Origin of the sequence: Streptomyces sp. NBC_00057 (assembly GCF_045041165.1) — a bacterium.
In the GTDB taxonomy this organism is placed as follows: Bacteria; Actinomycetota; Actinomycetes; order Streptomycetales; family Streptomycetaceae; genus Streptomyces.
Map to the genome: position 1 here is coordinate 8,907,037 of NZ_CP108256.1, position 23,978 is coordinate 8,931,014.

Annotated in this window: 25 protein-coding genes and 1 pseudogene; 14 read left to right on the plus strand and 12 right to left on the minus strand. The window is 68.4% G+C overall.

Translation table 11 applies throughout. The features are described from left to right. The first annotated feature begins 59 nt into the window (after window positions 1-59). The 3 genes from OG953_RS42140 (at window position 60) to OG953_RS42150 (ending at window position 3,912) form a co-directional block, all read left to right on the plus strand. The gene (locus OG953_RS42140; protein WP_405692404.1) at window positions 60-524 is read left to right on the plus strand and encodes a hypothetical protein; all 465 of its coding nucleotides are present in this window, start codon (window positions 60-62) and stop codon (window positions 522-524) included. A gap of 320 nt (window positions 525-844) precedes the next feature. Further along, window positions 845-3,586: a hypothetical protein gene (locus OG953_RS42145; protein WP_405691293.1), complete on the plus strand. Its 2,742-nt coding sequence runs from the start codon at window positions 845-847 to the stop codon at window positions 3,584-3,586. 41 nt (window positions 3,587-3,627) lie between these two features. Further along, entirely contained in the window at window positions 3,628-3,912 is a 285-nt protein-coding gene (locus OG953_RS42150; RefSeq protein ID WP_405691295.1) for a DUF6207 family protein, read from the plus strand. 19 nt (window positions 3,913-3,931) lie between these two features. On the opposite strand, the gene OG953_RS42155 is transcribed toward OG953_RS42150, so the two are convergent. The 7 genes from OG953_RS42155 to OG953_RS42185 form a co-directional block, all read right to left on the minus strand. Further along, complete coding sequence (locus tag OG953_RS42155) at window positions 3,932-4,336, minus strand: Ku protein (RefSeq protein ID WP_405691297.1); 405 nt, start codon at window positions 4,334-4,336, stop codon at window positions 3,932-3,934. 50 nt (window positions 4,337-4,386) lie between these two features. Further along, window positions 4,387-5,904 (minus strand): hypothetical protein, encoded by a 1,518-nt coding sequence (locus tag OG953_RS42160; RefSeq protein WP_405691299.1) that lies wholly within the window; start codon window positions 5,902-5,904, stop codon window positions 4,387-4,389. A gap of 287 nt (window positions 5,905-6,191) precedes the next feature. Next, a complete protein-coding gene (locus tag OG953_RS42165) occupies window positions 6,192-6,731 on the minus strand; it encodes a DUF4158 domain-containing protein (protein ID WP_405691301.1) in 540 nt (179 codons plus the stop codon). A 138-nt stretch (window positions 6,732-6,869) separates the two neighbouring features. After that, complete coding sequence (locus OG953_RS42170) at window positions 6,870-7,106, minus strand: hypothetical protein (RefSeq protein WP_405691303.1); 237 nt, start codon at window positions 7,104-7,106, stop codon at window positions 6,870-6,872. A gap of 89 nt (window positions 7,107-7,195) precedes the next feature. Next, window positions 7,196-7,816 carry a dihydrofolate reductase family protein gene (locus tag OG953_RS42175; protein ID WP_405691305.1) on the minus strand — a complete coding sequence of 207 codons (621 nt, stop codon included), beginning with the start codon at window positions 7,814-7,816 and terminating at the stop codon, window positions 7,196-7,198. Then, window positions 7,816-8,322, minus strand: coding sequence for an SRPBCC family protein (locus OG953_RS42180; protein ID WP_405691307.1), 507 nt, complete (start codon window positions 8,320-8,322; stop codon window positions 7,816-7,818). The genes OG953_RS42175 and OG953_RS42180 overlap by 1 nt, the downstream gene beginning before the upstream one ends. Before the next feature lie 3 nt (window positions 8,323-8,325). After that, window positions 8,326-8,667, minus strand: coding sequence for an ArsR/SmtB family transcription factor (locus tag OG953_RS42185; RefSeq protein WP_405691309.1), 342 nt, complete (start codon window positions 8,665-8,667; stop codon window positions 8,326-8,328). A gap of 299 nt (window positions 8,668-8,966) precedes the next feature. Between OG953_RS42185 and OG953_RS42190 the strand changes: the two genes are divergently transcribed. The 6 genes and pseudogenes from OG953_RS42190 to OG953_RS42215 all read left to right on the plus strand — a co-directional run bounded on the left by OG953_RS42190 (window position 8,967) and on the right by OG953_RS42215 (window position 13,376). Next, window positions 8,967-9,110: a hypothetical protein gene (locus OG953_RS42190; protein WP_405691311.1), complete on the plus strand. Its 144-nt coding sequence runs from the start codon at window positions 8,967-8,969 to the stop codon at window positions 9,108-9,110. Window positions 9,111-9,223: 113 nt separating this feature from the next. Beyond that, window positions 9,224-9,454, plus strand: a pseudogene (locus tag OG953_RS42195) (recombinase family protein); the annotation flags it as partial. 113 nt (window positions 9,455-9,567) lie between these two features. After that, window positions 9,568-9,840, plus strand: a complete 273-nt coding sequence (locus OG953_RS42200) for a hypothetical protein (RefSeq protein WP_405692518.1) — start codon at window positions 9,568-9,570, stop codon at window positions 9,838-9,840. A 130-nt stretch (window positions 9,841-9,970) separates the two neighbouring features. Beyond that, window positions 9,971-11,212 carry an IS701 family transposase gene (locus OG953_RS42205; RefSeq protein ID WP_405691313.1) on the plus strand — a complete coding sequence of 414 codons (1,242 nt, stop codon included), beginning with the start codon at window positions 9,971-9,973 and terminating at the stop codon, window positions 11,210-11,212. Between the two features lie 132 nt (window positions 11,213-11,344). Continuing rightward, window positions 11,345-12,751 carry a helix-turn-helix domain-containing protein gene (locus tag OG953_RS42210; protein ID WP_405691315.1) on the plus strand — a complete coding sequence of 469 codons (1,407 nt, stop codon included), beginning with the start codon at window positions 11,345-11,347 and terminating at the stop codon, window positions 12,749-12,751. A 232-nt stretch (window positions 12,752-12,983) separates the two neighbouring features. Further along, window positions 12,984-13,376 (plus strand): hypothetical protein, encoded by a 393-nt coding sequence (locus OG953_RS42215; protein WP_405691317.1) that lies wholly within the window; start codon window positions 12,984-12,986, stop codon window positions 13,374-13,376. A gap of 180 nt (window positions 13,377-13,556) precedes the next feature. Here OG953_RS42215 and OG953_RS42220 read toward each other — a convergent pair whose 3' ends face one another. Continuing rightward, the gene (locus OG953_RS42220; protein WP_405692406.1) at window positions 13,557-15,173 is read right to left on the minus strand and encodes an IS1182 family transposase; all 1,617 of its coding nucleotides are present in this window, start codon (window positions 15,171-15,173) and stop codon (window positions 13,557-13,559) included. Window positions 15,174-15,882: 709 nt separating this feature from the next. On the opposite strand from OG953_RS42220, the gene OG953_RS42225 reads away from it, so the two are divergent. The 3 genes from OG953_RS42225 to OG953_RS42235 all read left to right on the plus strand — a co-directional run bounded on the left by OG953_RS42225 (window position 15,883) and on the right by OG953_RS42235 (window position 18,949). Beyond that, entirely contained in the window at window positions 15,883-16,539 is a 657-nt protein-coding gene (locus tag OG953_RS42225; RefSeq protein WP_405691318.1) for a hypothetical protein, read from the plus strand. Between the two features lie 323 nt (window positions 16,540-16,862). Continuing rightward, complete coding sequence (locus tag OG953_RS42230; RefSeq protein ID WP_405691320.1) at window positions 16,863-17,081, plus strand: hypothetical protein; 219 nt, start codon at window positions 16,863-16,865, stop codon at window positions 17,079-17,081. Window positions 17,082-17,656: 575 nt separating this feature from the next. Next, window positions 17,657-18,949 carry a cytochrome P450 gene (locus OG953_RS42235; protein ID WP_405691322.1) on the plus strand — a complete coding sequence of 431 codons (1,293 nt, stop codon included), beginning with the start codon at window positions 17,657-17,659 and terminating at the stop codon, window positions 18,947-18,949. Window positions 18,950-18,964: 15 nt separating this feature from the next. On the opposite strand, the gene OG953_RS42240 is transcribed toward OG953_RS42235, so the two are convergent. Both OG953_RS42240 and OG953_RS42245 read right to left on the minus strand, forming a co-directional pair. Then, a complete protein-coding gene (locus OG953_RS42240; RefSeq protein ID WP_405691324.1) occupies window positions 18,965-19,273 on the minus strand; it encodes a hypothetical protein in 309 nt (102 codons plus the stop codon). A gap of 564 nt (window positions 19,274-19,837) precedes the next feature. After that, on the minus strand, window positions 19,838-20,239 hold the full coding sequence (locus OG953_RS42245) for a hypothetical protein (RefSeq protein WP_405691326.1): 402 nt from the start codon (window positions 20,237-20,239) through the stop codon (window positions 19,838-19,840). A 521-nt stretch (window positions 20,240-20,760) separates the two neighbouring features. Between OG953_RS42245 and OG953_RS42250 the strand changes: the two genes are divergently transcribed. Beyond that, window positions 20,761-20,985, plus strand: a complete 225-nt coding sequence (locus tag OG953_RS42250) for a hypothetical protein (RefSeq protein ID WP_405691328.1) — start codon at window positions 20,761-20,763, stop codon at window positions 20,983-20,985. A gap of 252 nt (window positions 20,986-21,237) precedes the next feature. Beyond that, complete coding sequence (locus OG953_RS42255; protein WP_405691330.1) at window positions 21,238-22,320, plus strand: pyridoxal-phosphate dependent enzyme; 1,083 nt, start codon at window positions 21,238-21,240, stop codon at window positions 22,318-22,320. A 40-nt stretch (window positions 22,321-22,360) separates the two neighbouring features. Here OG953_RS42255 and OG953_RS42260 read toward each other — a convergent pair whose 3' ends face one another. Both OG953_RS42260 and OG953_RS42265 read right to left on the minus strand, forming a co-directional pair. Beyond that, a complete protein-coding gene (locus tag OG953_RS42260; protein WP_405692408.1) occupies window positions 22,361-22,627 on the minus strand; it encodes a hypothetical protein in 267 nt (88 codons plus the stop codon). Between the two features lie 103 nt (window positions 22,628-22,730). Continuing rightward, complete coding sequence (locus tag OG953_RS42265) at window positions 22,731-23,570, minus strand: replication-relaxation family protein (protein ID WP_405691332.1); 840 nt, start codon at window positions 23,568-23,570, stop codon at window positions 22,731-22,733. Window positions 23,571-23,978: the final 408 nt, after the last annotated feature.

The window sequence follows — 23,978 nt, forward strand, 5'->3', positions numbered from 1 at the left end:
CTTCCTGCTGATCGGTCGATCTCCCGCCCTGCGCCCGGTACGGTGCCACGCTGTTCGATCTGGCCGACGCGGTGCTCTGCGCCGACGGCCCGGTCGCCTCGCTCATCGAGCTGTCACAGCAGTCGAACTTTCGACGCGGACACGGTGCCCTGTACGACGCTCTGGCCCGCGGAGCGGTCGACGAAGAGCGAGTGCGATCCCTGCCGGCGAGCCAACTCCCTGACGGGCCGTTGATGTTCGGTGTGGACGCCTCGAAGTATCCCCGGCCGAGCGCGGAGTGCTCGCCGGGCCGTGGGCACCACTACGCGCCCCGCTGCGACCGGCGACCGCAAGACCGTCCCGGGCTGGCAGTTCCAGTGGATCACCGGCCTGGAGTGCGGGTCGTTTTCGTGGACGCTCCCCGTCGACGTGGCCCGCATCCCACCGGCGTCCTGCTCCGTGGCGGCGGGCGCCGAGCAGATTCGCGACGTCGCCCACCACCTCGAGAATCTGGACAGGCTCCGATCCGACGGGGTGACCTTTGAACGGAAGGACCCAACTGCGGGCGGATGCTCCAGTAGCGTGCCCACAGCACGAAGTGCCGACTGTCCATGACGACTTGGCCCGGCGCGTGTCCACCGGCAGATATCTCCTGCTCCTGGTGGCCGGGTGTCTCGGGTGGGCCCTTCCCGCAGTCCGGGGCGCGCCCTGAGTCGGCCGACCCCACAGGTCGAAAGGATTCCCAATGAAACGCTGTCCCAAATCACGCATAGCCCGTCATGGGCTCAGAGCCGGCTCCGCCCGGGCACGGCCCCGCAGCAGACAGGAGGCCGCGGGCCATGCCTCCGGTCCTACGGCTGCTGCGGTGGCCTGGCTGTGGGCCGTCGGCGCCGTGATCGCGTCGGTGATGCGCCGTGGTGCCGGTGCTCTTGCCGGGCCACGGCTGCCCGTCGGCAGGAAGCACGGGTTACTGGCCCTCAGTTCGGCCTTGGCGGCCTTAGCCGTGACGGGTGCCACCTCGTCGTTCGCCTTGCCGGCACCCGACGCCTCGAGCAAGGCTCCCGTCTCCGGCCCGGCTCCGTCCACGGGAGTACCGGCCGGAACGAAGCCGGCCGGTGAGCGGCTGGTGAAGACGGGCAAGGACGTGGTGACCGGGAGCACGACCACCGCCAACCCCGGCGACGCGATCCAGTGGACGGTCTCGTACACCAATCCGGACGGGAGCCCGACGAGCACCTCGATCACGGACGTGATCCAGGGCGGTCCGGGCAGCACGCCTCAGACCCAGACGTTCGTTCCGGGATCGCTGAAAGTGCCTCCGGGGTTCACCGCGCAGTGGTCGACCGACGGCGGGAGCTCCTTCGGGACCGAGGACGCAGGGAGGGCGACCAACGCGGTACGCGCGGTGAACCCCCAGGCACCCTCGCCGGCCACCGCGCAGGCCGCCGTTCTGCCGCCGCCGTTCAACCCGGTGACCCAGCAGACCGGCGGTGACGGGTGGGTCCCGATCCTCCACACCGCCACGGTCAACGGCGTCGAGACGCCGCAGATCTGGAACATCTACCACGAGGCACACTCGGCCGACGGTGCCGCGGTGGTATGCACAGAGGTACGGACCTCCAAGGGGTGCACCTCTCCGACCGGGGAGGCACGGACCTGGCCGCAGGCGATGAACTCCTCCGTCGCCGAGGCCCTCAAGGGCGACCTCCGCACCAACTTCTCGCCCACCTATGTGCAGAGCGGGTCCAAGCTCTACTACCCGGCGTACCTCGGCCGGAGTCCTTCCCCGATCGGTGTGGGCTGTCTGGACCTCCAGGCGCAGCAGAGCTGTGGGTTCACCGCCCTGACGACCGCGAACGCGGTCATCGGTGTCGTCCAGGCCCCGAACGGCAAGATCTACGCCGCCTCCGGCACGGGTGCGGTGCTGTGCTTCGATCCGGGTGCGGGCGCCGCGTGCGGGACGTTCGACATCGGTCTGCCGACCGTGATGCGGGGTGGACTGACCGTCGTCGACGACCGCGTCTTCGTGACCGCAGGCGGAGCCGTGGGATGCTTCGATTCCGCCCGCGGTGCGGTCTGTGAGGGCTGGACGTCACCCAGGAGTGGCCCGGCGGCGCTCGGCATCTACCCCCATCACGACGCGGACGGCAAGAAGACCGGTGTCTGCGTGACGGACTCATCCTCCGTGGACGTGGCGTGCTGGGACATCCAGGGAAGCGCAATCGCGGACCCGCCGGGACTGCAGACGCTCCTCAGCATGAACGGCCGCGCACTCGCCGCGGCCCCGCTGACCTTCCAGGCTCCCAACGGACATACGCAGTCGCTGTTCCCGTCCTGGGCGCAGGGCGGCACCGCTTACTGCTACGACTGGACCACCCGGTCGCCGTGTGCCGGCTTCGGCAACATCGGCCCCGGAGCGGCCAACTTCCCGAGCATCGGCAACGGCAACAACATGCTCTACGGCTTCGCCTACGACGAGCAGTGCAGCTACGCCCTCGGTCACATGGGTTACCTGTTCTCGATCGACCCGGTCACCGGGAGCACCCCCTGCCTGCGAGTGGCGGCGAAGATGAAGGTCGACCCGTCCCAGTCCTACTGCGACGGGCAGGACGGGCACGTGAAGTCCTACAGCAAGGTGTCGCTGGGCGGCATCGATCCGAAGACCGTGAGGTTCGCGGACTCGTCCGTGGCGGTGAAGGACTCTTCCGGCAAGACGCTGGGAACCTTCCCCTTCGACCCGGCGTCCCGGACCGCGGACATCTCCTCGATCCCGACGACGGTGGGACCGATCACGGTGACCACCCGCGTGGCACTGGAGACCACGTCGTCGTTCACGGAGACGAACCAGCCGCAGGTGATCGTGAGCTGGGACGGGGACGCGCCGCAGATGTGCTTCCGGACCGAGCCGGTCAGCGACTGCGCGGTCACCTCGGTGCACAACCAGGCCACCCTGGTCACCGGAAGCCTCGCCCCGGTGGCCTCGAACAGGGTGAGCTTCCACGTCGCCCCCAGCGAGGGCTGCCTGCCGAAGGCAGAGGTCGTCAAGGAGGTCTGCACCTCCACCGACAAGGCCGCCTGCGGCAAGGACGGGGCCGGCCCCTGGGCATCGAGTACCACCGTCCCCTGGGGCGGCACCGCGTACTGGCGGATCACCGTCACCAACACCGGACCGGTCGCCATCACCGGTGCCACCCTCAATGACCAGCAGGAAGCCTCCTGTGTGAAAGCCGCCGGCGCCTTCGACCTCGCGGTCGGCAAGAGCACGCACTTCTTCTGCTCGACCAGCAAAATCACGAAGGACACCACCAACACCGTGACCGCGTCGTTCGTACCGGCCGACTCACTTCCCGGAACGAAACCGATCACGACCGCACCCTCCTCGGCGACGGCCAAGTCCACACCGAACCCCTCACCCAGCCCGACTGGCGACCCCGGCAGCACCGGCGGCGGAGGGAACCACCAGCCCGACAACGACCCGCCCGGGAACAACGGCGCCCTGGCCCGCACCGGCACGACGATCGGCCTCTGTCTCCTCGTCGCCGCTGCTCTCCTGGGAGGCGGCCTTCTCGTCCGCACCGCTGCCCGCCGTAGCCGCAGCACAGGCTGAGACCGCACACCGACCGAACCATTCCTGAAACAAGACCGCCGATGGCCCGGGAACAGCCGTTCCCGGGCCATCGCCGTCCGCGATGCCTCCGAACCGGCCCGCGCGCAGCCGAGGGCCGGCAGGCCGCCGGTTGCGGCCCCGCCCGGTGGATCAAGGGGAGCGCGCGGGTGCGGTCCGCCGCGGCCCGGATCGATGCGCTCGGTCGGCGCTGGGCAACGTCGGGCGGTGGCCGGGTTCGCCGTGTCCCTGGCGAGCCTGGGGTGACGGCGAGGCTGTATGCAGATATCCGCCGCCCTGGGTCCGAGGGCGCTGCGGCGCCGGAGTGACTCCCGGGCCGCTACGTGCTCAATGCCCTCGCCGCGCACGGGCCGCCTGGACGCTCTCCTCCAGTGCCGCCATCAGATCCACCGGCGCCGCCGGCTCCACGGGCTCGATCAGCTCGCCGTCGCTGAGTTTTGCCGTGACCAGCTGCTCCAGGGCGTGCCCGTATTCATCCTGCAGCTCGCTCTCCTCGATGCCGGGCAGTGATCTGATCAATGTCTCAGCGAGTTCGAGCTCCCGGTCTGTGACGGGCGGGGACGGAGCGAGATCACCGGGGTCGCGCAGCTCGTCGGCCCAGAGCAGGGTCTGGACAACGAGTACTCCATGCCGTGGACGCAGCAGCGCCAAGCGCTCCCGGTTCCTGATGGCGATCTTGGAAACGCCCACGAATCCGGTTCGGGCGAGGGCTTCGACGAGTTTCCCTGTCAAGTTCTTCTGTTCAGTCTCAGCGAGTGCTTCGTAGCCCCGAAACGAAGGTGTTACAGCCGGCGCATCAGATCCGATATCACGGCAGGTGGCAGCGACGGGTTGGCGGCTGCCGCTTCCACTACCTGCCAGTCCGCGTCGGTGAGGAGCTCTACGATGACGGGCGGCGGGAGTGCTGGGTGGCCGGCGGCTATGGGCCTCGCCTGTTTGTCCGCCAGGCAGGCGAGCAGCGCCGAGGCCGTCGCATTGCGATGCCGGGCGATCTCACGGAACGCCTTCTGCACCGATGGTTCGTTCCGGGTCAGGTCCTCCAGCAGCGCCGGGGTCGCGTCCGGGTTGGCCGCCACCTTGGCGAGGACCCGGACGCCGTGTCGGTCGACCATGGCGCGCAACTGTGCTTCGGACCGACCCGGGTGCGGAGCGATGAACTTGGCCACTTTCGCGTCGGGGTCATTGGCCAGCGCGTCGCAGATCTCGGGCGGCAGATCGCGTCGTTGGGCCACGAGCATCCGTGCGGCCGGTTTCGGCGACTGGGCCAGTGCCTCCACCTCGGCGGGGGATGCGGAGGCGATCCGCGGCAGCAGGGTGGTGCCAATCTTGGTAGTGCCGGCGAGGTGGGTGAGCAGGTCGAGCGGCACGTGTGGGTTGTGTGCGAGCCTGCGCCGCACGTTATGGTCACGGTCGCTGGCCAGCACGCGGATCAGGGCGTCGTCGATCGCGGGATTTTCGGCGAGGTCGGCTCGAACACCGGGAGTGGGGTCTGCGGCGAGCCGTCTGTACACCTCCGGGGGCAGATCGGAGCGGGCGGCGAGCGCCCAGCGCAAGAGCATTGAAGGATGGTCGGCGAAGCCGACGACGGCTTCGGTGGGTGTGGCCGGGTTCCGCAGTGCCGCCTCCTGTATGTCGTGCATGGTGGACTCGTGGGGGCCGTCACAGGAGGCGCCCGGCAGCAGATCGCAGTCGGGGCGTGGGCATTGCGGATCGTGCACGAACGGCGTCTCTTCGCGGTCGCAGACCAGGCACCGCTGCGCGGGAGGCAGTCCCCTGCCGGTGATCAGCGCCGCCAGTACGGCCGGCGGCGTCGCCTCGTTGGCCGCCACCGCGCGGCGGACCTCAGCGTGTGGATGCCCCGCAAGCCTGGCGGCCACTTCCGGTGTCGTCCACAACGCGAGCTCCGCGACAACCCGTACGTCCGAGTCTGCGGCAAGCGTCTTCACCACATCGGACGGGAGACCGGAGCAGGCAGCCAGCTTCTCCCGGCGCTCAACGACAGGATCTGCCGCGAGGAGGCGTGCCCACTCCGGGCTACCGGCACGCTCGTGGAGCAAGGCGAGTGCGGCGTGCGGCTGTGCCGCAGGATCGATGTCGGCGGCGGTCAGCCGGCCCTCGTACGCTAGCCGCACAGCGCTTTCCTCAACGCGCGAGACCAACGAGACCGCCTGCTCACGGCTGAGGTCCCCTCGACCGGCGAGTTCCACGGCGATGTCGGCGTCCGCGACCGCGATCAGCCGGTTAACCAGCTCGGACGGCAGGGTCACATTGGCAGCGAGCCCGCACAGGACATGGTTCACAGAGGGCATCCTGCCTGGACCGTGAGCGATTGGCTCGCGAATTTCGACGTCAACGAGTTGCTGGCGGGCACCCAGGCACGTCCTTGGCGCGGTAATTGGCGAAACCCGCCAACTGAAGCGCTCCCACAGCAGCAGAGCCGCCCCCCTGCGTCAGGGGGTGCCGTTAACGAGCGGCGAACGAGGTGACAAGTAACCTGCCAGTAGCTTTCGGATCGAAGGCGCCCTGCATGCGCGCATGTCAGAGGACCCCGGCCGTGGCCGGGGTCCTCTGAGGTTCTAGGGTCGGGCTATGTGGCGGTCGGCTCGGGGTCTGGCTCCTGCGGGACGGGCTGGGCGAGCTGAAGACGGCGGCCCATATTTAGCCGTACCTCGCCGTAGATCAGATCCACCCGCATCTGCCGCAGCAGCTCGGCCCGCACCTGTTCCTCGCGGCGTTCGTCGTGCCAGATCACGTCCACCAGGTGCGAGACGAGCTTGACCAGGTCGGTCTTCGAGCACTCGTGCCAGCCGGTCAGATCCCGCGGCTCGCTGCGGTGCCGCTTCGCGACGCGGGAGGTGAAGTCATAGAACCCCAGCTCGGACGCGGCGACGCCCACCTGCTTGGCGACATGCTCGACCGCATCGGGCGGCAGCTCCAGACGCATCTCGGGAAACCGGCCGCGCCAGGTCAGAAACTTCAGCTGGACGGCGAAGCCCAGCCTCGTGGCGCCGGTCTTGTTCCGTAACCAGCCCGCCTCGTCGCCGGACAGGGTGAAGTGGTCCACCACCCCGTCCAGACCCAGATCCCGCCCCACACCAGCCCATTCCGCCACCCCCGTGATCAGCATTCGGGCTGGACGGTAGAGGCGCCGGTGTACAGCGCAGGCAGATATCCGAAACAGTCCGGCCGGGCGGCGGACCTGGTAGTGATGCCCGGACGAAGGCCGTGACTCTCCCCGTCCGGACGCCTGGAGCGTACGGCCCCGTCAGGGCCTGGCGGTGACCTGCTCCGGTGACCAGCCGTCGTTCTCGGTGGCGTCGATCACCAGCCCGGTCTGCACCAGGTTGGCCAGCTCGACCGCCGCCTCGTAGCAAGCCACGAACGCTGCTTCGTCGTCGTTCTCGTTGCTGGGAGGTTCGTCGTAGCCGGGGATCACTGCGGACAGCGGTTCGGACACCGTGTCGGCGTACATGGCCAGCTCCCCGCCCCCATAGGTGAGCACGTATCGTCATCCGTCGTCGTCGCCGCCGGGCCGGGCCGGGCCGTCCGCGGGCAGCTGACCTCGGCGGGAGAGCGCTGAGTTCGGGACAGTTACCGCCCCCGGACGGTGTAGGTCAGGTGCGTCACCCTTGGGGAGGGCTCCGCGCGGACCGGCTCCAGGGCCACGCGGCCCGCGTCCACGCCCTCGAACAGGCGGATTCCGGAGCCAAACAGCACGGGTGACAGCGCGATCGAGAACTCGTCGATCAGGCCCGCGTTCACGTACTCCAAGATCGTCGCGCCGCCGCCCGCGATGCGGACGTCGCGGGCGCCGGCGGCCTCGCGGGCCTGGTCGAGCGCGGTCTCGATGCCGTCGTTGACGAAGTGGAAGGTGGTTCCGCCGGGCCGCTCCCAGGGGTCACGCTTCTCGTGCGTCACGACGAACACCGGCGTGTGGAACGGCGCCTCCTCCGGCCACATCTTCTCGCCGGCGTCGAACATGCGCTTACCCATCACGCTCGCGCCGGTGCGCTCGAACGTCTCCCGCGCGATGTCGTTGTCGCGCCCTTCCTCGCCGCCCTCGCCGAGCTTCAGGTTCTCCCGGAAGAACCGCAGCGGGAAGATCCACTGCTGCAGTTCCATCCACTGCTGCCCCATCAAGTCCTCGGAGGACTCGGGCGCGATGAACCCGTCCAGCGACATCGACACGCTGAAGAACACCTTCCCGGCCATCAGCCCTCCGCTCCCTTCCGAACGATCTCGGTGACGTACGTAGCCAGGTTGCTCAGGGTCTGCCGGCCGCCCTCGATCGCGTGGTACTTCTCGACCGCCTCGTCGCGCTGCTCCTTGGTGGGGAACACCGTGTGCATCTCGATCCGGGTCGCCGTGCCGTCGGGCTCGAACGTCAGGACCGACTCGAAGGCGTTCGGGTCATCGCGGGTCTCACCGTGGAGCATCGCGATCCGTTCCGGTGGGGCGAGCTCGGTCCAGGTGATCCACTCCTGGTAGTCCGTCCCGTCCGGTCCGTGCATCACGAAGTCCCACTCTCCGTCGACGCGGAACTCGAACGCCCGCGTGGTGGTGGTGAACCCTTCCGGTCCCCACCATCGCGACAGGTGTCGGACGTCGGTGAACGCCTCGAACACCAGCTCCCGTGGGGCGTCGATGATCCGGGAGATGACGATCTCGCGGTCGGCTGTCGCCGACTGCGCCGGCGTTCCTTGTTCTGTCGTGCTCATCAGCTACTCCACTTTCCTTGTCTGCTTCAGGTCCTGCACGTAGGCGTCCAGTCGGTCGAAGCTCTCGTTCCAGAACTGCTCGAAACCGCCGGTCCACTCGTGGACGGGCCGCAGCCCGCTGGCGTCAAGGCCGTACAGGCGCTGCTTGCCTGCCTTGCGGTCGCGCACCAGCCCGACCTCCCGGAGCACCCGCAGGTGTTTGGACGCCCCCGGCTGGGTCATCCCCAACTCCTGGGCCAACTCGGTCACCGACCGCTCACCCGCCCGCAGCAGTACCAGGATCTCCCGGCGCTGCGGCTCGGCGATCGCGTTGAAGACGTCCGACGTCGTCGCTGCTCGTGCCATGGGGCAATCATATGCCGATATCGGCATGCGTCAAGATGAAAGGAATCAGGCGGGCCATGTCAGATGACGATCGTGACCCTTTGTCAGCGGCTGCGGAAACTGAGCGATGACAGATCCCTGCGATCGGCGCGAATGACCTGGTCCAGGCGGAAACCGTCACGCTTCGTGTTCGCGGAAATGAGTAGTTCTGAGAGATCGCGGACCCCGGCGAACCGTGTCCGGTTTGCCCCCGATCTTCGTTCTCATAACCTCTCGCAAAACAGCTTTCGTACAAAGCCCTTCGCGATAGGTTCTGCGACATGCCAGAGCTCGCCGAACCGGCCGCCATCGTCGAACAGTTCGACTGCCCCGCCTGTGAAGTGCCCGCCGGAAGCACCTGCCGCACCCGCGGCGGCAAGGTCGCCCCGAAGTACCACACCCCGCGCTTCATGCTGGTGCTTTAGCTCCGCGCCGAGCTGGAGGTGAAGACCCCTCCGACCGCGGCCCCGGCCGCGCGTGGGAGAGGGGCCTGGCCGTCGATGCCGCAGTGCCGGAGGCCGCGACGAAGCCCACGAGAGTGGGGTACGCGAGGTGCGGTACTGCCCAGCAAGAGCTCCAGAGCCAGCTCGCCGCCCTCGCCGACGCCGGGTGCGATCCGGTCTTCTCGGAGAAGATCAGCACCCGGATCAAGGTCCGGCCGGAGTTCGTCAAGGCGATGGACTTCGCCCGCACCATCAAGAAGGCCGTCCCTCATCAGCGGGTGATTTTCACGGTGCGTGAGATGAAGCGGCTGGGCCGCGGCGCCGCCGAGCTCCTGGCCATCGCGGAGGACCTGCGTCACCACGACATCGAGCTCGAACTCCTCACCGGCCCCCTCGGGGGTCTACGACCCGTCCGGGCACGGCGCCGTTCTTCGCCGGCATGGCCGAGTCCGAGCGCGAGTACATCCGGGAAAAGTCCCTGGAAGGCCAGGCGTCCGCCCGCGAGCGCGGCCGTCACGGAGGGCGCCCCAAGGTCGTCGACGACGATATGGCCGACTACGCCCGTGCCCTGCGCACCCAGGGCGTCACTGTCCCGCAGATCGCCCGCAAGCTCGTCATCCCCTCGGGCAAGAACAAGGGCGAGCACCCCTCAGTCGCCACCGTCTACCGCCTCCTCGCCGAAGCCGAAGCGTCCGACGACACCGACGAGTGAGCAGGGCGCCTTCGATCCGAAAGCTACTGGCGGGTTACTTGTCACCTGGTTCGCCGCTCGTTAATACTGCAACCGCATCTGCCGTGACAGGTGCCGGATTGGCTCGTTGTTCCGACTGTGCGATGAATCGTTGACGGTTGAGCAGGTCGAGTCGTGGTCCGAGGGGATAGCCGGGTTCCATGCCCGGTTCGCCCATCGTTTCGGCAGGTCGGAGCCCCGCGAGCGGGCGTCGGACTACCTGAACGGGTTGCTCGCGCCGCTTGAGAAAAAGAACGGGTGGACGCTGTCGGAGCAGGTCGGGCAGTTGCGCCCCGACGGCGTCCAGCGGCTGCTCAACCACTCCGGCTGGGACGAGAACGCGGTCCGCGACGATGTGCGGGACTTCGTCGTGGAGACCATCGGTGCCAAGGATGCGGTGCTGATCGGCGACGACACCGGCTTCCTGAAGAAGGGCACCAAGTCCGCCGGCGTCCAGCGTCAGTACACCGGCACGGCCGGCCGCACGGAGAACAGCCAGATCGGAACATTCCTGGCCTACGCCTCCTCCAGGGGGCGGGCGTTGATCGACCGCGAGCTCTACATCCCTGTCTCCTGGACGGATGACCGTGAGCGCTGCCGCGCGGCCGGGATCGATGACGGAGTTCCCTTCGCGACCAAGAACGAGCACTTCAAGTGGATGCTGCAACGCGCCATCGACGCGGGTGTCCCGTTCGCGTGGGTCACCGCTGACGAGGATTACGGGCAGGTCAAGCACCTGCGAGTGTGGCTGGAGGAACGTCGGGTCGCGCACGTGCTGGCCACGAAGGTCAACGACACCGTGATCGCCGCGCGCGGGGCGGACGCGCGGGTGGACCAGCTGGTCGCCGCGCTGCCCCGACAGCGGTGGAAACGGATCTCCGGCGGGGCCGGCGCGCACGGTGAGCGGATTTACGACTGGGCGCGTGTCGCGATCCGCCCGTACTGGGAGAACGGTTTCGGGCACTGGGTACTGGCTCGACGCAGCGTCAGCGACCCGAGCGAGATCGCCTACTACGTCTGCTACGGCCCGGTCGCCTCCCGACTGAAAGACCTGGTCAAAGTGGCTGCTGCGAGGTGGGCGGTGGAGGAGTGCTTCCAGACCGCGAAGGGAGAGTGCGGTCTGGACCACTACCAGGTGCGGCTCTACCGGGCCTGGTACCGCCATATCACCCTGGCCATGGCCGCCCTCGCCTACCTGACCGCCATCCGCGCCGCAGAAGCCGCAAAAGGGGCACTCCCGGCGACGAGCAGGACCTCATACCCCTCGGCGTCCCGGAGATCCGCCGGAGAAGCCGGTGCCGATTGTGTCGGCGACCGCACGGTCACCACCGCATCCGGCCGCGTGTCATCGTGAGAGCAGACGGCGGATTTTCGGCACAGGGGGTACGGGGTCGTGGGGGACACGGGGGCGCAGTGGCAGGCCGCTCGGTTGGACGGGCTGCTGCGTGAGATGAGGCGTCAGGCGTCGAGTGGGGCTGAGCCGGACGTGCGGAAGGTTCTCGAGTGGCTGTACCGGCAGACCGGCGTAGACGTGGCGCTGGTGGCGGATGCGTCGGGCACGGTGGAGTTGTCCACTGAGGGCTTTCCGGGGGAAAGGGTTCTGGGCCCGCTGGCTCCGCTGCTCGGGCAGTTGTGCGGTGGTGGGACGGCCGCGGCGGCTACCCGGGTGGATGACCTGTATGTGCACTGTGAGGCCCTTGGCGCGCATGGTTCGCGCCGGGTGCTGGTGGCGGTCGGCAGTTTTGTGCCGGGCCCGGGGGTGGTGGCCTTGATCTCGCACACCGGTAGTCTCATGACCGTCCTGCGCCGTGCCTGGGACGCCGACCGGACGTTGCGCGGCTACCAGTACAAGGCGCGCCAGCTGCGGTTCGCTGTGCTTTCGGCGCTGCTGGCGGGTGAGCCGACTCTGGCCCGCCGTATGACAACCGGTGCCGTTCCGCCGCTGCTGGACGCCGACCGGCTCCGGGTCTATCTGCTGCGCTGCCCTCCGACCGACCGCGACCCGATCACGCGGGCCTATCAGGACCCCTCTGGCTACCACGGTCGGGACCTCATCGTTCAGTGCCCCGCTTTCAAGGAACATCTGATCGGTCTCATAGCCGACGACGAGGAGGAGGTCGACGGTTCAAGTCGCCAGGAACGGGGCCGGGGTGAGGCCTTACGTCGCCTGGTGCGCGACAACCCGCACTATGCACTGGGCATCAGCGACCCGCACCCCTTAGGTGCGACGGCCGAGGCCTACAGCCAGGCCACCCATGCCCTGGCCGTCGCCCGCAGCACTCCCACCCGCATCGCCCCGCACGACGGCCGGAGTCCGCTGGCGGACCGCCTGCCACGCCAGCCGGCCCTCACCTGGGCCCGTACATTTCTCCGTCCACTGGATGCCCTCCCGAAGACCACCACCGACATCACCCGCCTCACGATGGCCATGCCCCGATCCGCCGTGGCCCGCCTCATCAACATCAGCCGCAATACCATCACCGCCCACCTCCGACGCGCAGGGCAGGCCCTCGGCCTAGACCTCGACGACGTCCGCTCCCGCGCCGACGTCAACCTGGCCCTCGCCCTCACCAGCACATGGGCTGGCCCCGAACCCGAGACGCAGCACACGCCCCCCACCCTGGACGACCTGCTGCAAACCGATCCCGCCAGCGCCTGGGCCCAGGCCCTTCTCCACCCACTGCCGGCACACCACCACCGCACCCTGCAGACGTGGATCGACGCGAACGCCGACGCCCAGGACGCCGCCCGCCGGATCGGTATCAGCCGCAACACCGTTCGAACGCACCTGCGCACCGCCGAAGCCCTGCTGGGCCGCGACCTGCTGACCCATGGCACCGGCGTCCACGACGTCGTCCATGCCCTCCGTATCACCGCTGACCTGGCCGCTTGAGCACCGTGCACGGTCCGGCGCCCGGACTTGAGCACCGTGCACATTGGCCAGGGATACGGCGTCTCCTATCGTCTTGGCGCAGCAGGAAGAAAAGGTTGGCGGCGCTTATCCGACAGCGGCCACCATCACTGGTGTTGGAGCTGCTGACCGGCCTTGCCGGCGGCGGCTCGCACCATCCGGCAAACACACCACAGGAGGACGCGTGAAAGTACGGGGGAACAGGGTCGCAAAGGTGACGGCAGTCTGCGCGCTGGCGTTGGGGGCCGCGCTAAGCTCGACGGGACCGGCGTGGGCGGCGGAATGGAAGAACACGTACTGGCGGGACGCCACCGACGGCGACGCCGGAGGGGTCAGCGGATCGGCCGCCCGCTATTGGTCAGGGAACGACTCCATCAGGGCATACATCGGATTCCTCGCCAAGGGCGAGCACTTCACCGTCTACAACGACACCTCCGTACGCGCAACGTACTGGGCAACCGCGAACGGCTGGCCGGTGCTCGGCGGCGACATCGACCCGGGCGACTACGGCACGGCGAACCTGGACATCGACGAGGGCGAAACCATTTCCATCAAGATCTGCGTCAAGGACCGCGGCTGCGCCACCTTGGACACGCTCAAGGCGTGATGTCGAGAGGGAAGGACACCCATCCATGCGCATTCTTCGGGTGACCCTCGCCGCTGCGGCAACGCTGGGACTTGCGCTGACGCTCACGACGTCGGCGGAGGCCAATGAGCGGTACACCGTCATCACACAGGGCGCCAACCTCTGAGCTTGACTCTGTCGGGGATCTTGGAATCAGTAGTGTCAACCACGGTTGCTTCTGCAGGACTTCGGCCGGTGGATATTGTGCTGGTCCAGGAAATTCTGGAAGGCGGCGGGCTGTCGGGGCGGGGGTGTTCCTCCGGCCGGCGGCAGTCCGCTGAGTCGCTCGATGTTGACGGCGATGGCGGTCAGGACGTGCTGGAGGTGGGTTTTGTCCTGGCCTCGGTAGCGGCAGCGGCGCATGTCGTGGCCGTGGGCGAACTCGTTGACGGTGCCCTCCACCCCGGAACGGACTGCATACCGGGTCTTCCACTCGGGTGTCTGCTGCTCGGTACGGACGCGGAGTTGCAGGTCGCGGAGTTCTCGCGGTGGGAAGCCGACGTTGCGGGCGCTTTCGCGGGAGGTGGTGCACTGGGCGCGGACTGGGCAGGGTCGGCACTGGCCCTTGGTGAACCGCGCCACGATCAGGGGTGCCGCGGTGGGTGAGGACGTCGGGTAGGGGCCGTGCCAGCCTCGGCTGACCTGGCCCTGGGGGCAGGTGACCTGCCGGCGGTCGAAGTCGATGTGGAAGTCGTCACGGCTGAAGCCCTCGCCTCGGCGGTGCTGACGGGTGGGGTTGACCGGCATCGGTCCGGTGAGGGTGTCCCGGTGTTCGCGGGCGGCCTGTTCCAGATGGACCAGGGAGGTGTAGCCGCTGTCGACCAGGTGCTCGGCGGGCAGCAGGCCGCGGCGCCGCAGCCGGGTGTGGATGCCGGGCAGGACCTGGCTGTCGTGTGTGGTGGCTGCGGTGGTGGCCACATCCGTGATCACGTTGGGGCCGTCCGGAGCACAGGTTTCGGTCAGATGGGCCGAGAACCCTCTCCAGCTGACGATGTGTCCGTGACGTGCGTAGCGGGCCGAGGTGTCGTAGGGAGAGACGATCGCCCGGGACGATGGCGGAAGCCCGGGTTTGCCGTCCTCCTCCGCGCGCCAGAGCAGGCGGCCCGCAGCATCGCGGTAGTAGTTCTGGACCATGATCTGCCGCAGGGCCTGGACCTGGCGGCCGAATGCCCGGCCTGCCCCGTGCCGATAGAGGTGTTCCAGGAGTCGGGCGGCGTCGTTGCCAGTGGCAAGGATCCTGGTCTTGGGCCGGGTCGGATTCTTGCCCAGGCGGACCAGTCGTCCGTAGCGTTTCCCCCACTCCTCATCGACCAGGCCGACGAGCAGGTGCCCGGCAGTGCCGGCGACTTCCTCCAACGCGGCCCGCACCGCCTCGGTGATCAGTTCCAGCCGTGTCAGGTCACGCACCGCGGCCAAGACATGGGTGGAGTCGGTGCGCTGCGTGGTGCGCTCGCGCACCGGACCGGCGGCTTTGAGACGGGCCAGTGCGAGGTCGAGGAGGCGGTCAGCACGCTCGCCCTCGGCGAGACGGTCACGGAAGTCGGCCAGCACGCTGTGGTGGAAGCCGGGGTCGTCCAGCTCCATGGCCATGGCGTACTTGAAGTCGATGCGGCAACGCACCGCCTCGGCGGCCTGCCGGTCCGACAGACCGAGCAGGAACTGCAGCACGCAGACGGTGGCCAGTTGAGCGGGCGAGAGGCCCCGACGCCCGTCGCGCGGGTACCAGTCGGCGAAGTCCTCGTCGCACCACAGCCCATCCAGCCGGTCTCTCACCCACATCGCTGTCCTGCCCTTCGGGTTGCTCGCCCGCGCGACCCTCGTGGTCAAAGGCGGGATTTGCTCACCGGAACGGGGGCGAAGGGACAACGGGCACCTCGGCAGCTACAGCGGTCATCGGAACGACACGAGCATGCCTGTTGACCAGGCTGCTGCACCGCGAAACTCCAAGATCCCCGACAGAGTCAAGCTCAGACAGGCGCCCTCCGGCTTCCCTCAAAGCCGAGTTGAGTCTGTCCTCGGACACACGAGAGTCAATGGACTCGCACGCGAGGCTGCTCACGAATGAAGTGAATTCCTGTGGAGATCGGGTCTGCGTGTCTCGCGGCCTGGACGAACCCTGCTATGCGCGGTCACGTTCGTCGAACAGCCACCGTTCACGTGGCCTCCTTGGAACCTACGACAGGCCACATGTCAAGCAGCGACTTGCCGACACTTCCCGGCGACCCACCACCACAGCGGGTGAGTAGACGTCAGAAGATCACCTGCAAGGGCTAATGGTCAATCAACCTCCCATGTTCCACGTAGTTTTGACGGTTACTCAGCTCCTTTTCGGAGCGGCGTCAAGGGGCTCGACATACCCGATCAGCCCCACGGAGCCGGGGGTTCCGATTTGCTCGATATGACAGCAATAGGGGGTGTTAGTACGTTCAATCACGCACCGGCTGTCACAGCGGGACTGTCTCTGAGTCCGAGAAGGAGAACAAGCGACATGATCATGACCCGTTCCCACGCGATCGCCACGGCCGTCGCGGCCGCCGCGGCACTGACCGCGACCGGCATCACCTACGCCTCCGCCGTCCCCGCCCCCCGGGCCCAGGCCCAGGTGGCCCCGGCCGCCGTCCTCGCCCAGGCCCCCATGGGCGGGGAGGGCGGCAACACGGGCAAGGGCAACGAAGGCAACGAGCGCCGGGGCAACGAAGGCAACGAGCGCGAGGGCAACGAGCGCGAGGGCAAGCGCCATCACGAGGAGGGCAGGATCCACATCAACGAGCGCGAGTTCTCCGGCCGCCCCGACGGCTGCATCACCGTCGTCAGCGGCCTGGGCGCCAAGAGCTTCAACATCCGCAACGACAGCCGCAACGAGGTCGAGGTCTTCCGCGGAGCCGTGTGCGACAACGGCGCCCCCATCGCCACCGTCGGCCCGCACAGCTCTGCCGACGGCGTCTGCCCGGGCAAGGGCGAGGGCAAGGGCGAGGACGAGGACGAGAACTGCGAGAACGGCGAGCACCACGAGAAGAAGCACCACGAGGAGATGAATGGCGGCGTGAAGGTCAAGAACGGAGTCATCGCCAGCTTCCGCGTCATCAAGCGCCACCACGGCGAGAAGGGCGAGGGCGGCGACTTCGGCGACTTCGGCGATTACTAAAACCAGCGACCGCCTGATGCGCATGCTGGAGAACTCCGGCCCGCCGTAATCGGGCCGGGCCCCTCCGGCCAGGCGCACAACACAGAATCCCGGCCCGCCGTAATCGGGCCGGGATTCTCGTCCGGCCCCCGGCCCAAAGATATCCCTTCTCGGAACATCCAGCTCGGGACCGCGGAGGTGCGTGGAAGCGCCGACAAGGGGGCTGTGCGTCGACGGCAGCACACTCCGTCATCTGCGCCAGGTCGCCGTTCCCAGCGCGCTGTCCTGGAAACCGCGGCCGCCGCCATGGCGTAGGAAGAACACCTCATGACCACGGCTATCGCGTGACAAAGACACCTCAGGCACAAACCCTCTCCGCGCTCTTCCCCCACGCCCAGCTCCACCCCATCCCCGGCAACCAGATCAACCTCATGACCGGCCAGGACTACGCCAACACCCCCACCACCACCTCCCCAGCACCCGCAGCCTCACTGCCCTCAACCGTCACCGCACAGGCACGCCCAGCCAACCGCAGCATCTGCTCCGACCTCTCATACGGCTGACCCCGCACCACCAAGAGACCCTGGACGCCGAGCGCCACCTCACCGCGTTCGGCACAGGCGAATCACACGTACCGCAGGCTGCGTTCCGCTCCTTCGGGGCGTTGGTGCCCCCGGTCTTGAGCGGCGCCGCCGCACCTCGCGGCCGGGGGCGGCACTGACCTCCAGCACCGGGGCGACGTTGGCGTGCTTGCGGGCCCAGCCCGCAAGCACGCGCCTCATATCCACGCGTGCGACTGATGCGCTGAATATGACATATGTGGCATGCGTGGAAATATGGGATGCGTGGTAGTTGGTGCTGGCGAGAACTTGTTTGCTGAACCCTCGGCTGGGAGGGCTCAAACAGGCGAGAGGAGTGCATCATGATCGCCAAGCTGCTCGGCAAGCTGTCCTTCACCCGCCACTACGGTGCGTACGGGGCCCACGAATGGGATGCGTACGCCGGCGACGACCGGGTCTGACCGCACTGTCGGCGGGCGCCCGCCGGGCGCCCGCCGGGCGCCCGCCGGCTCCCGGCCACGCTGCCGACGATATCGGCCTGGACAGGTACGAGAGTCAGGGGCGATCTCATGGGCCGAATGAATGAGCCGCCGCGGTTGCCCGAAGGCAGCTTCGCGGCCTGGAGCCGCGACCGGCTGGCGCTGGCGCGCCGTGGCGCTGACGAGTGCGGGGACGTCTGGCAGCTGGAGCCGGGTGTCTACGTAGCCGCTACGGCCGGACCGTGTGAAGCAGTCCTGCGCCGCGCGCAGGACTTCCCCAAGGCATCCTCGCCTCTCTTCCCGCCGTTGAAGCGGTCGAGCGGAGCACCGACGCCCGAGGAGCGTGCGCACGCTCACGCAGCCCGCATGCGCGGACTACGCCCGCAGGCGGTTGCAGCCCGGATCGGTGAGATTGCGCCCAGGGCCGCTCAATTTGCTGACCAGTGGCCCACGGGCCAGGACGTCAAGGTTCTGCCCCCGGTCCGGCACGCCCTGGCAGAGATCGGCGTGCGCTACCTCTTCTCCGAAGACGCTCCCACCCTGCTGCCCTTTGCCTCACAGCTCTTCCTGGCCCGGGAGGTGCTCGTACGCCCCTCGCGCTGGGTATGGCCACGCTGGATCCCCACACCGGCACGGCGGTTCCGCACACGGCAGCAAGTCGCCTTCACCAACGCTCTGCGGCCCATCGTCCGCCGGCGCCGTTCATCGGGCCGACTCGGTGACGACATGCTGGGACAGATGCTCCGGCCCTCCTCCCGCTACGGCCTACTGCCGGAAGAGGCCATCCTCGACACTCTCCCCGGAATCACCGTCGCCACCTTCGAGACACCTTCCCGGGCAGCCGGATGGATCCTGCTTTATTTGGCCCGGTACCCCCAGGCAGCGGGCCGCGTCGCGGCCGAAGCCGCCTTGCTGCCCGCGGACCCGGCCGCGACGACCAGCACCCACCTCGACAGCCTGCAATACACCCAGGCACTGGTACGCGAGGTGCTCCGACTGCACCCCCCGAGCTGGCTACTGACCCGGCGCGCCACGCGACAGACTCAGCTCGCCGACTACACCATCGACGCCGGGTCCACCGTTCTCGTCTGCCCCTACACCGCCCACCGCGACGCACGGGAACACTCCGAGCCGGACCAGTTCCGGCCCGAGCGCTGGCTCGATGATTCGGGCTCGCCGGCGAAACCCGGGGTCTTCCTCTCCTTCGGCACCGGGCCGCATGGCTGCGAGGGAGCCGCTCTGGCCATGGCGATGCTGACGCTCCTGACTGCGCAGACCGCCCGCCGCTACCACTTGAGCGAGCCGCCCGGACCGGAACCCAGCTACCAGGTCACCACCTTCGAAGGTCTCGCAACTGCTGGCCTGCGCCTGCGTGCCACCTTGCGCAGCTAAGGGGCAGTCCTGCTTTCAGTGACAGGCCGCCTCCACCCACGAACCGACGCGGCTTTCCTCACCTCCGCTGGCTCCGCCGCCAATCACCTGACAGCCGCATGGCAGGCCCCGTGGGGCGTTGTCGCGGGAGTCACCGGCGCTCGCCGCTGGGGTCTCGCCGTCGTCCTGGTCCTCGGCCCGCAGGGCGAGGAACCGGGCGAAGCCCCGGTCCGCGCGGGCCAGCAGGTACTGCGGCTCGGCTTCGGCGGTGGTGTTCGTACGGTGACCAACAACCGACAGGGGCGTGTCACCAGCCTCCCGGCCGAGTGCAGCCAGGCCGGGCACGGCGGTGTGGGGAGCGGCGGGGGTGGAGGACCGCCGGGACCGTCAGCGCGCCAGGGGGTGGTGGCGGGGCTGCGGGAGAAAGTCGGGAGACCAGGGCCGTCACCGCGGTCTCGGCGATCGTCGCGGGGTGCAGGGTCACGGTGCTCAGCCGTGGTTCGGGCACGCTTCCCGACGGCTGCCTGCCGTCCCTGCAAGACTCGAGAGCAGTGCACCCGATCCACAGCAAGTGGGACATGGGCCGTCGGATCACCCTCCGTCCGCAAGCGGAGTATGAGGTGATCCAGCAGGCACGAGCCCAGGAAAACACTCCGGAGTGGAAGGAGCAGTACGCGCACCGGGCCGGTGTCGAAGGCACCATCTCGGTGTTCGAGCCTTTGGCCTGCGGCAATGCCGATATCACGGCCTGGCCAAGGCGCGGTTACAGCATCAGCTCACCGCCACAGCCATAAACTTCCACCGCCTCAACGACCGACATCCCAAGGGCCCGCACCCGCACGTCCCATCTGGCGGCCCTCCGGTCTGCCGAGTAGACAGCAGCAGCCTGCGTCCGCAACGTGCCGGCCGTCAGTCCCATGAGTTGAAGAGCGTCGCGCCAAGGGTCTCCGGCCGCCAGTGCTTGATCTGACGCTGCTCGGCCGCGGACAGAGCAGAGGTATCCGACTCCTCCAGTGGTGACAGGAGCCGTGCTGCGCACAGGACGATGAAACCGAAGTCGCTGAGGACAGTGGCCCAAGCAGGAGGTTCCTGGAATTCCTCGGTGTACCAGTAACGCCTGCCCTCGACGAAGGCAACCAGCGGGTAGTGAGCGTGGAACAGTGCGATCTGCGTGCCGTCACGGTCGCTGATCGTGGCGCTGTGGAAGTTCTGCGGGTACTCCTGCTCAGTGAAGTCCTCGACCTGCCCGCCCGCAGCCCGCGCCGCGGCATGCCAAGCGGCACGACATACCCCGGGATCGGTACTCGGCACGGGCGGGTCACTCCAGTCGCAAAACCCGGTTACACCCCTCTCCAAGCGGAAGGCGACCTGCGCTCCGTCCACCTTCACCCCTCCGACCAGGTTGTTACGACCTTCGCGGAACAAACGTACTGACTTCAACCTCCGGTTGGCACCGGCAATTTGCCAACTGTGTCGCTGCAATGCCGGGGGCAAGGCGTTGTCACCAGGTGACTATCCGATCCAGACATCCAGGACGGGCAGGTGCCGGGTGAGGCGGTTGATCACGTAGACGACGGACAGCTGCCCGATGGAGGCGGCGCGGATGTCCTCGCCTTCCGGGTCACCTTCTCTGTCAAGTTCAGCGTGTTGGGGGCTGGAGGGGGCTTTGCATTCCGCACTGGCGGGTGCTCAGGCAGCGGCGTGGTGCGCGCCTGGAAAGCCACGAGTCTGCCACGGAAGATCACGGGCTGACCAGAGCTTCGCCGTACGGCATCCAGCTTGGTGACCTCGCGGTATGGCCATGAGCGGGGGCGGTCGTCCAAGGTGGGGCGATGAGCGCACTCCGACCCGGTGACATCACTGACGAAATGCTCCAGGCCATGGACACGGCCAAGCGACAAGGGCTACAGAAAGACCTGCGCGCCCTCGCCGCCAACATCCGGGCCGACGCCGACGGCCGGTACGACAGCGCGGAACCCGAGTGGCAGGCCGGAGTCGAGTGGACGCTGCTGTGGATCGAGAACACCGCCGCCCAGCTGACCGAAGGCAGGCCGTAGGCAGCGGCGCCGACGGGCGTCAGAGCGTGTCGCCGGAGTAGTAGAAGCGGCAGCTGACGCCGGGCCCCGTTGTGCGGGATTCGCCGGGTGACCGTTCTCACCGAAGCCAGTCGCCGTCTCATCCAATCCAGCCGCCCAAGCGATACGGCAGAGCCGAAGCGCGGTAGCTGGCACAGCGGCAGGTTTGTGTCGCCATGATGACTGTTGGGCATGGCGACCTGACTGGTGCCGAGCCTCCAGTAGGGTCCGGTCATGGCCATGGAACATCCCAACTCGTGGGCTGCCGACGCGATCCGACGGGTACAGTCAGACGGCCTGAGTCTGACACCGACGCCCCTGCGCCCGCTTCCGCTACCCGCGATCCGGGACGTCGACATCTATATCAAGGACGAGTCCGCGCATCCCACCGGCAGTATGAAGTATCGCCTGGTGCGGGCCATGTTCTGTGAGGCGATCGCCAGCGGCGCTATCAGGGCGGATACGCCGGTAATCGCGGCTACGAGCGGGGCAGCCGCCGTCGCCGGAGCCCACTTCGCGAGACTGCTGGGTCTGGTGTTCACCGCCGTCGTACCGGCGAAGACCTCTGCGGACGTCCTGGCCAGGATCGACAGGGAGGGCGGCCGGTGGCAGGTGGGTGAGCAGCCGCCGGCCGCGGTGCAGGGGGAGGCGAGGGCGTTGGCCGAGCGGCTCGGTGGCCACTTCCTGGACCACTTCACTGACGCGGAGCGAGCGGTGGCCGGATGGGGTGAGCCGACGATCGCCGACGAGATCTTCGTTCAACTGAGCAGGGAGCCACACCCCATCCCGAAGTGGATCGTCACCGGTGCCGGAACGGGGGCGACCTCGGCCGCGGTCGGGCGCCACCTGCGGCAACACGGTCATCCGACTCGGCTGGCCGTGGTGGACCCGGAGAACTCCGCCTACTTCCCCGCGTGGGCGAGCGGCTGTGGCGACTACACCACGGGGATGCCCTCGCGGATACCTGGCATCGGTCGCCCACGCATCGAACCCGGCTTCCTGCCGGCGTTGATCGATCTGATGATCCCGGTACCGGACGCGGCGTCCATTGCAGCCCTGCGGTGGCTTCGCACTACCGCCGGGATCGAAGCCGGACCGGCGACCGGCACCAACTTCTGGGGGACCTGCCACCTCGTGGCACGGATGCGCGAGGCGGGGACGCAGGGCAGCATCGTCACCATCATCGGCGACACCGCTGATCCGTACCGGAAAACCCACCTCGACACGGCGTGGGTGCGTGCGCGAGGCCTCGACCCCACACCGTACGAGGCCGAGATCGAGCGGTTCGCCTGCACCGGGGAATGGGCGGCCGGATAGCGGCCCGCGTGACGGCCGGGCGCGGATGCCCCTCGGGCCTCTACCCCGACTGGATTGGATGAGATGGCGACTGGCTTCGGTGAGAACGGTCACCGGGGCGCGGGTCGTACAGGGCGCGGCCGCCGGGCCACCGGGAGAGCTCGGTGGTCAGGGCGACACCGTCGTCGACTTCCTCGGTCCGCCATCCGTGGATGTCCAGCAGCAGGCCGTCCAGCGGACCGCCGACCAGTTCGGCGTAGGTCCGGTGCGGGAACGGGCCGGGGTTGGGGTCGTCGTGGTCGTGGCCGTAGACGCGGCCGTTCAGCAGCTGCTCATCGCCGTTCTTCCGATCAGCTTTCCAGTCGCCGCCGACAACGAGGGCGTGGAGACGGCGGCGGGCCCGGCCTGGGTGGAGGCCGGGCCCGCTGTGCTCACCGCGGCTTGGGCAGCGCGGCCGGCGACCGTCGGTCTTCATCGTGGTCGACGACCCGCCACACCGGCCGGTCGGCCCCCTGTCGGGTCAGCAGGGGCAAGGTCGTCGTCGCCACGGTCATCCGGTAGTTCACGTTCGAGAGGCGGCGGGCGCGGTCGTGAAAGGCGGCCTCCCTCGTGTCTGGGGCCGCACGGCGCGGGGCCGGGGCGAAGACGATCAGCAGCGGTGGGAAGGGACGGTCCAGGGACGGCCCGGCGTAGGTCTCCTGCCAGTGGCTGCGCGGAGCGCGGGCAGCGTTCCCGCGCCCGGACGGCGGTGCGTTGCGGTAGGGGTCGTAGCGCTCCAGCTTGGCGACCAGGCGGGCGTAGGACATCGTGCGGTCGATCTCCACGAACGCGCTGGAGCCGTCGGCCAGGAGCACCACGCCGTCGGGCACCAGGGAGCCGGCCGGAGTGGGGTGGGCGACTTCCACCTGCCAGTCGGCGTGGTCGGCGGCCTCCGCCTGGTGGAAGACGACGACGGTGTCGACCAGGGCGAGGCCGTGCTCCCGAAGACCCGTCTTGCTGGCCGTGCGCTTCCCGGTAGTCCGGCCGGCCGTCGGCGCGAGCTCACCGGAGGCGGCGGCTTCGGCGAGTCCCGCCGGGGTGCAGTACCAGTAGCTCTGCTGGGCGCGGTGGGTCCGGCCGACCAGGGCCGGGGATTCGGCGAGCAGGTTGCGCAGCGCGCGGCGGACATGGTCGGTGTCCTGCTGGTGCGGCAGCAGCAGCGCCTTGAGCTGGCGGGGTGTGGCCAGGCGCAGCTGGGCGAGGGTGAGCAGGACTTCGCCGCGGATGTCCACTCCGGCCTTCGTCGCAGCGGCCTTCCGAGGCCGGGACGCTTCTCCAGGTACATCAGTACTGGGAGAAGAGGAGTTGCAACCGGCTAGGGCAGGCGAATCGGAGGTCTGATCAGCAGCAACCGTCAGACGGCGACCGGAAGCTGCGGGGCTGGGAGCGGGGCTTGTCGCAGGACTCGCCGTGGGGCTCGCTGTCGCAGCGGTGTCCGCCGGGGCCGACAGGGTGTGCGGGGTGGGGGCGGTGGTCATCGCGTCCTCGGGATTCTCCGGCCGTACACGGCCGGATCGGTGACAGGTCCGGCCCGCACGCACGAGGCGTGCGGGCCATGGTCACCGTGCGAAGCCACCCCTTGACCGCGATCTGCCGGTCACCGCCGATGGATGTCCGTTTCCGCCTTGACTAGGTAGCTG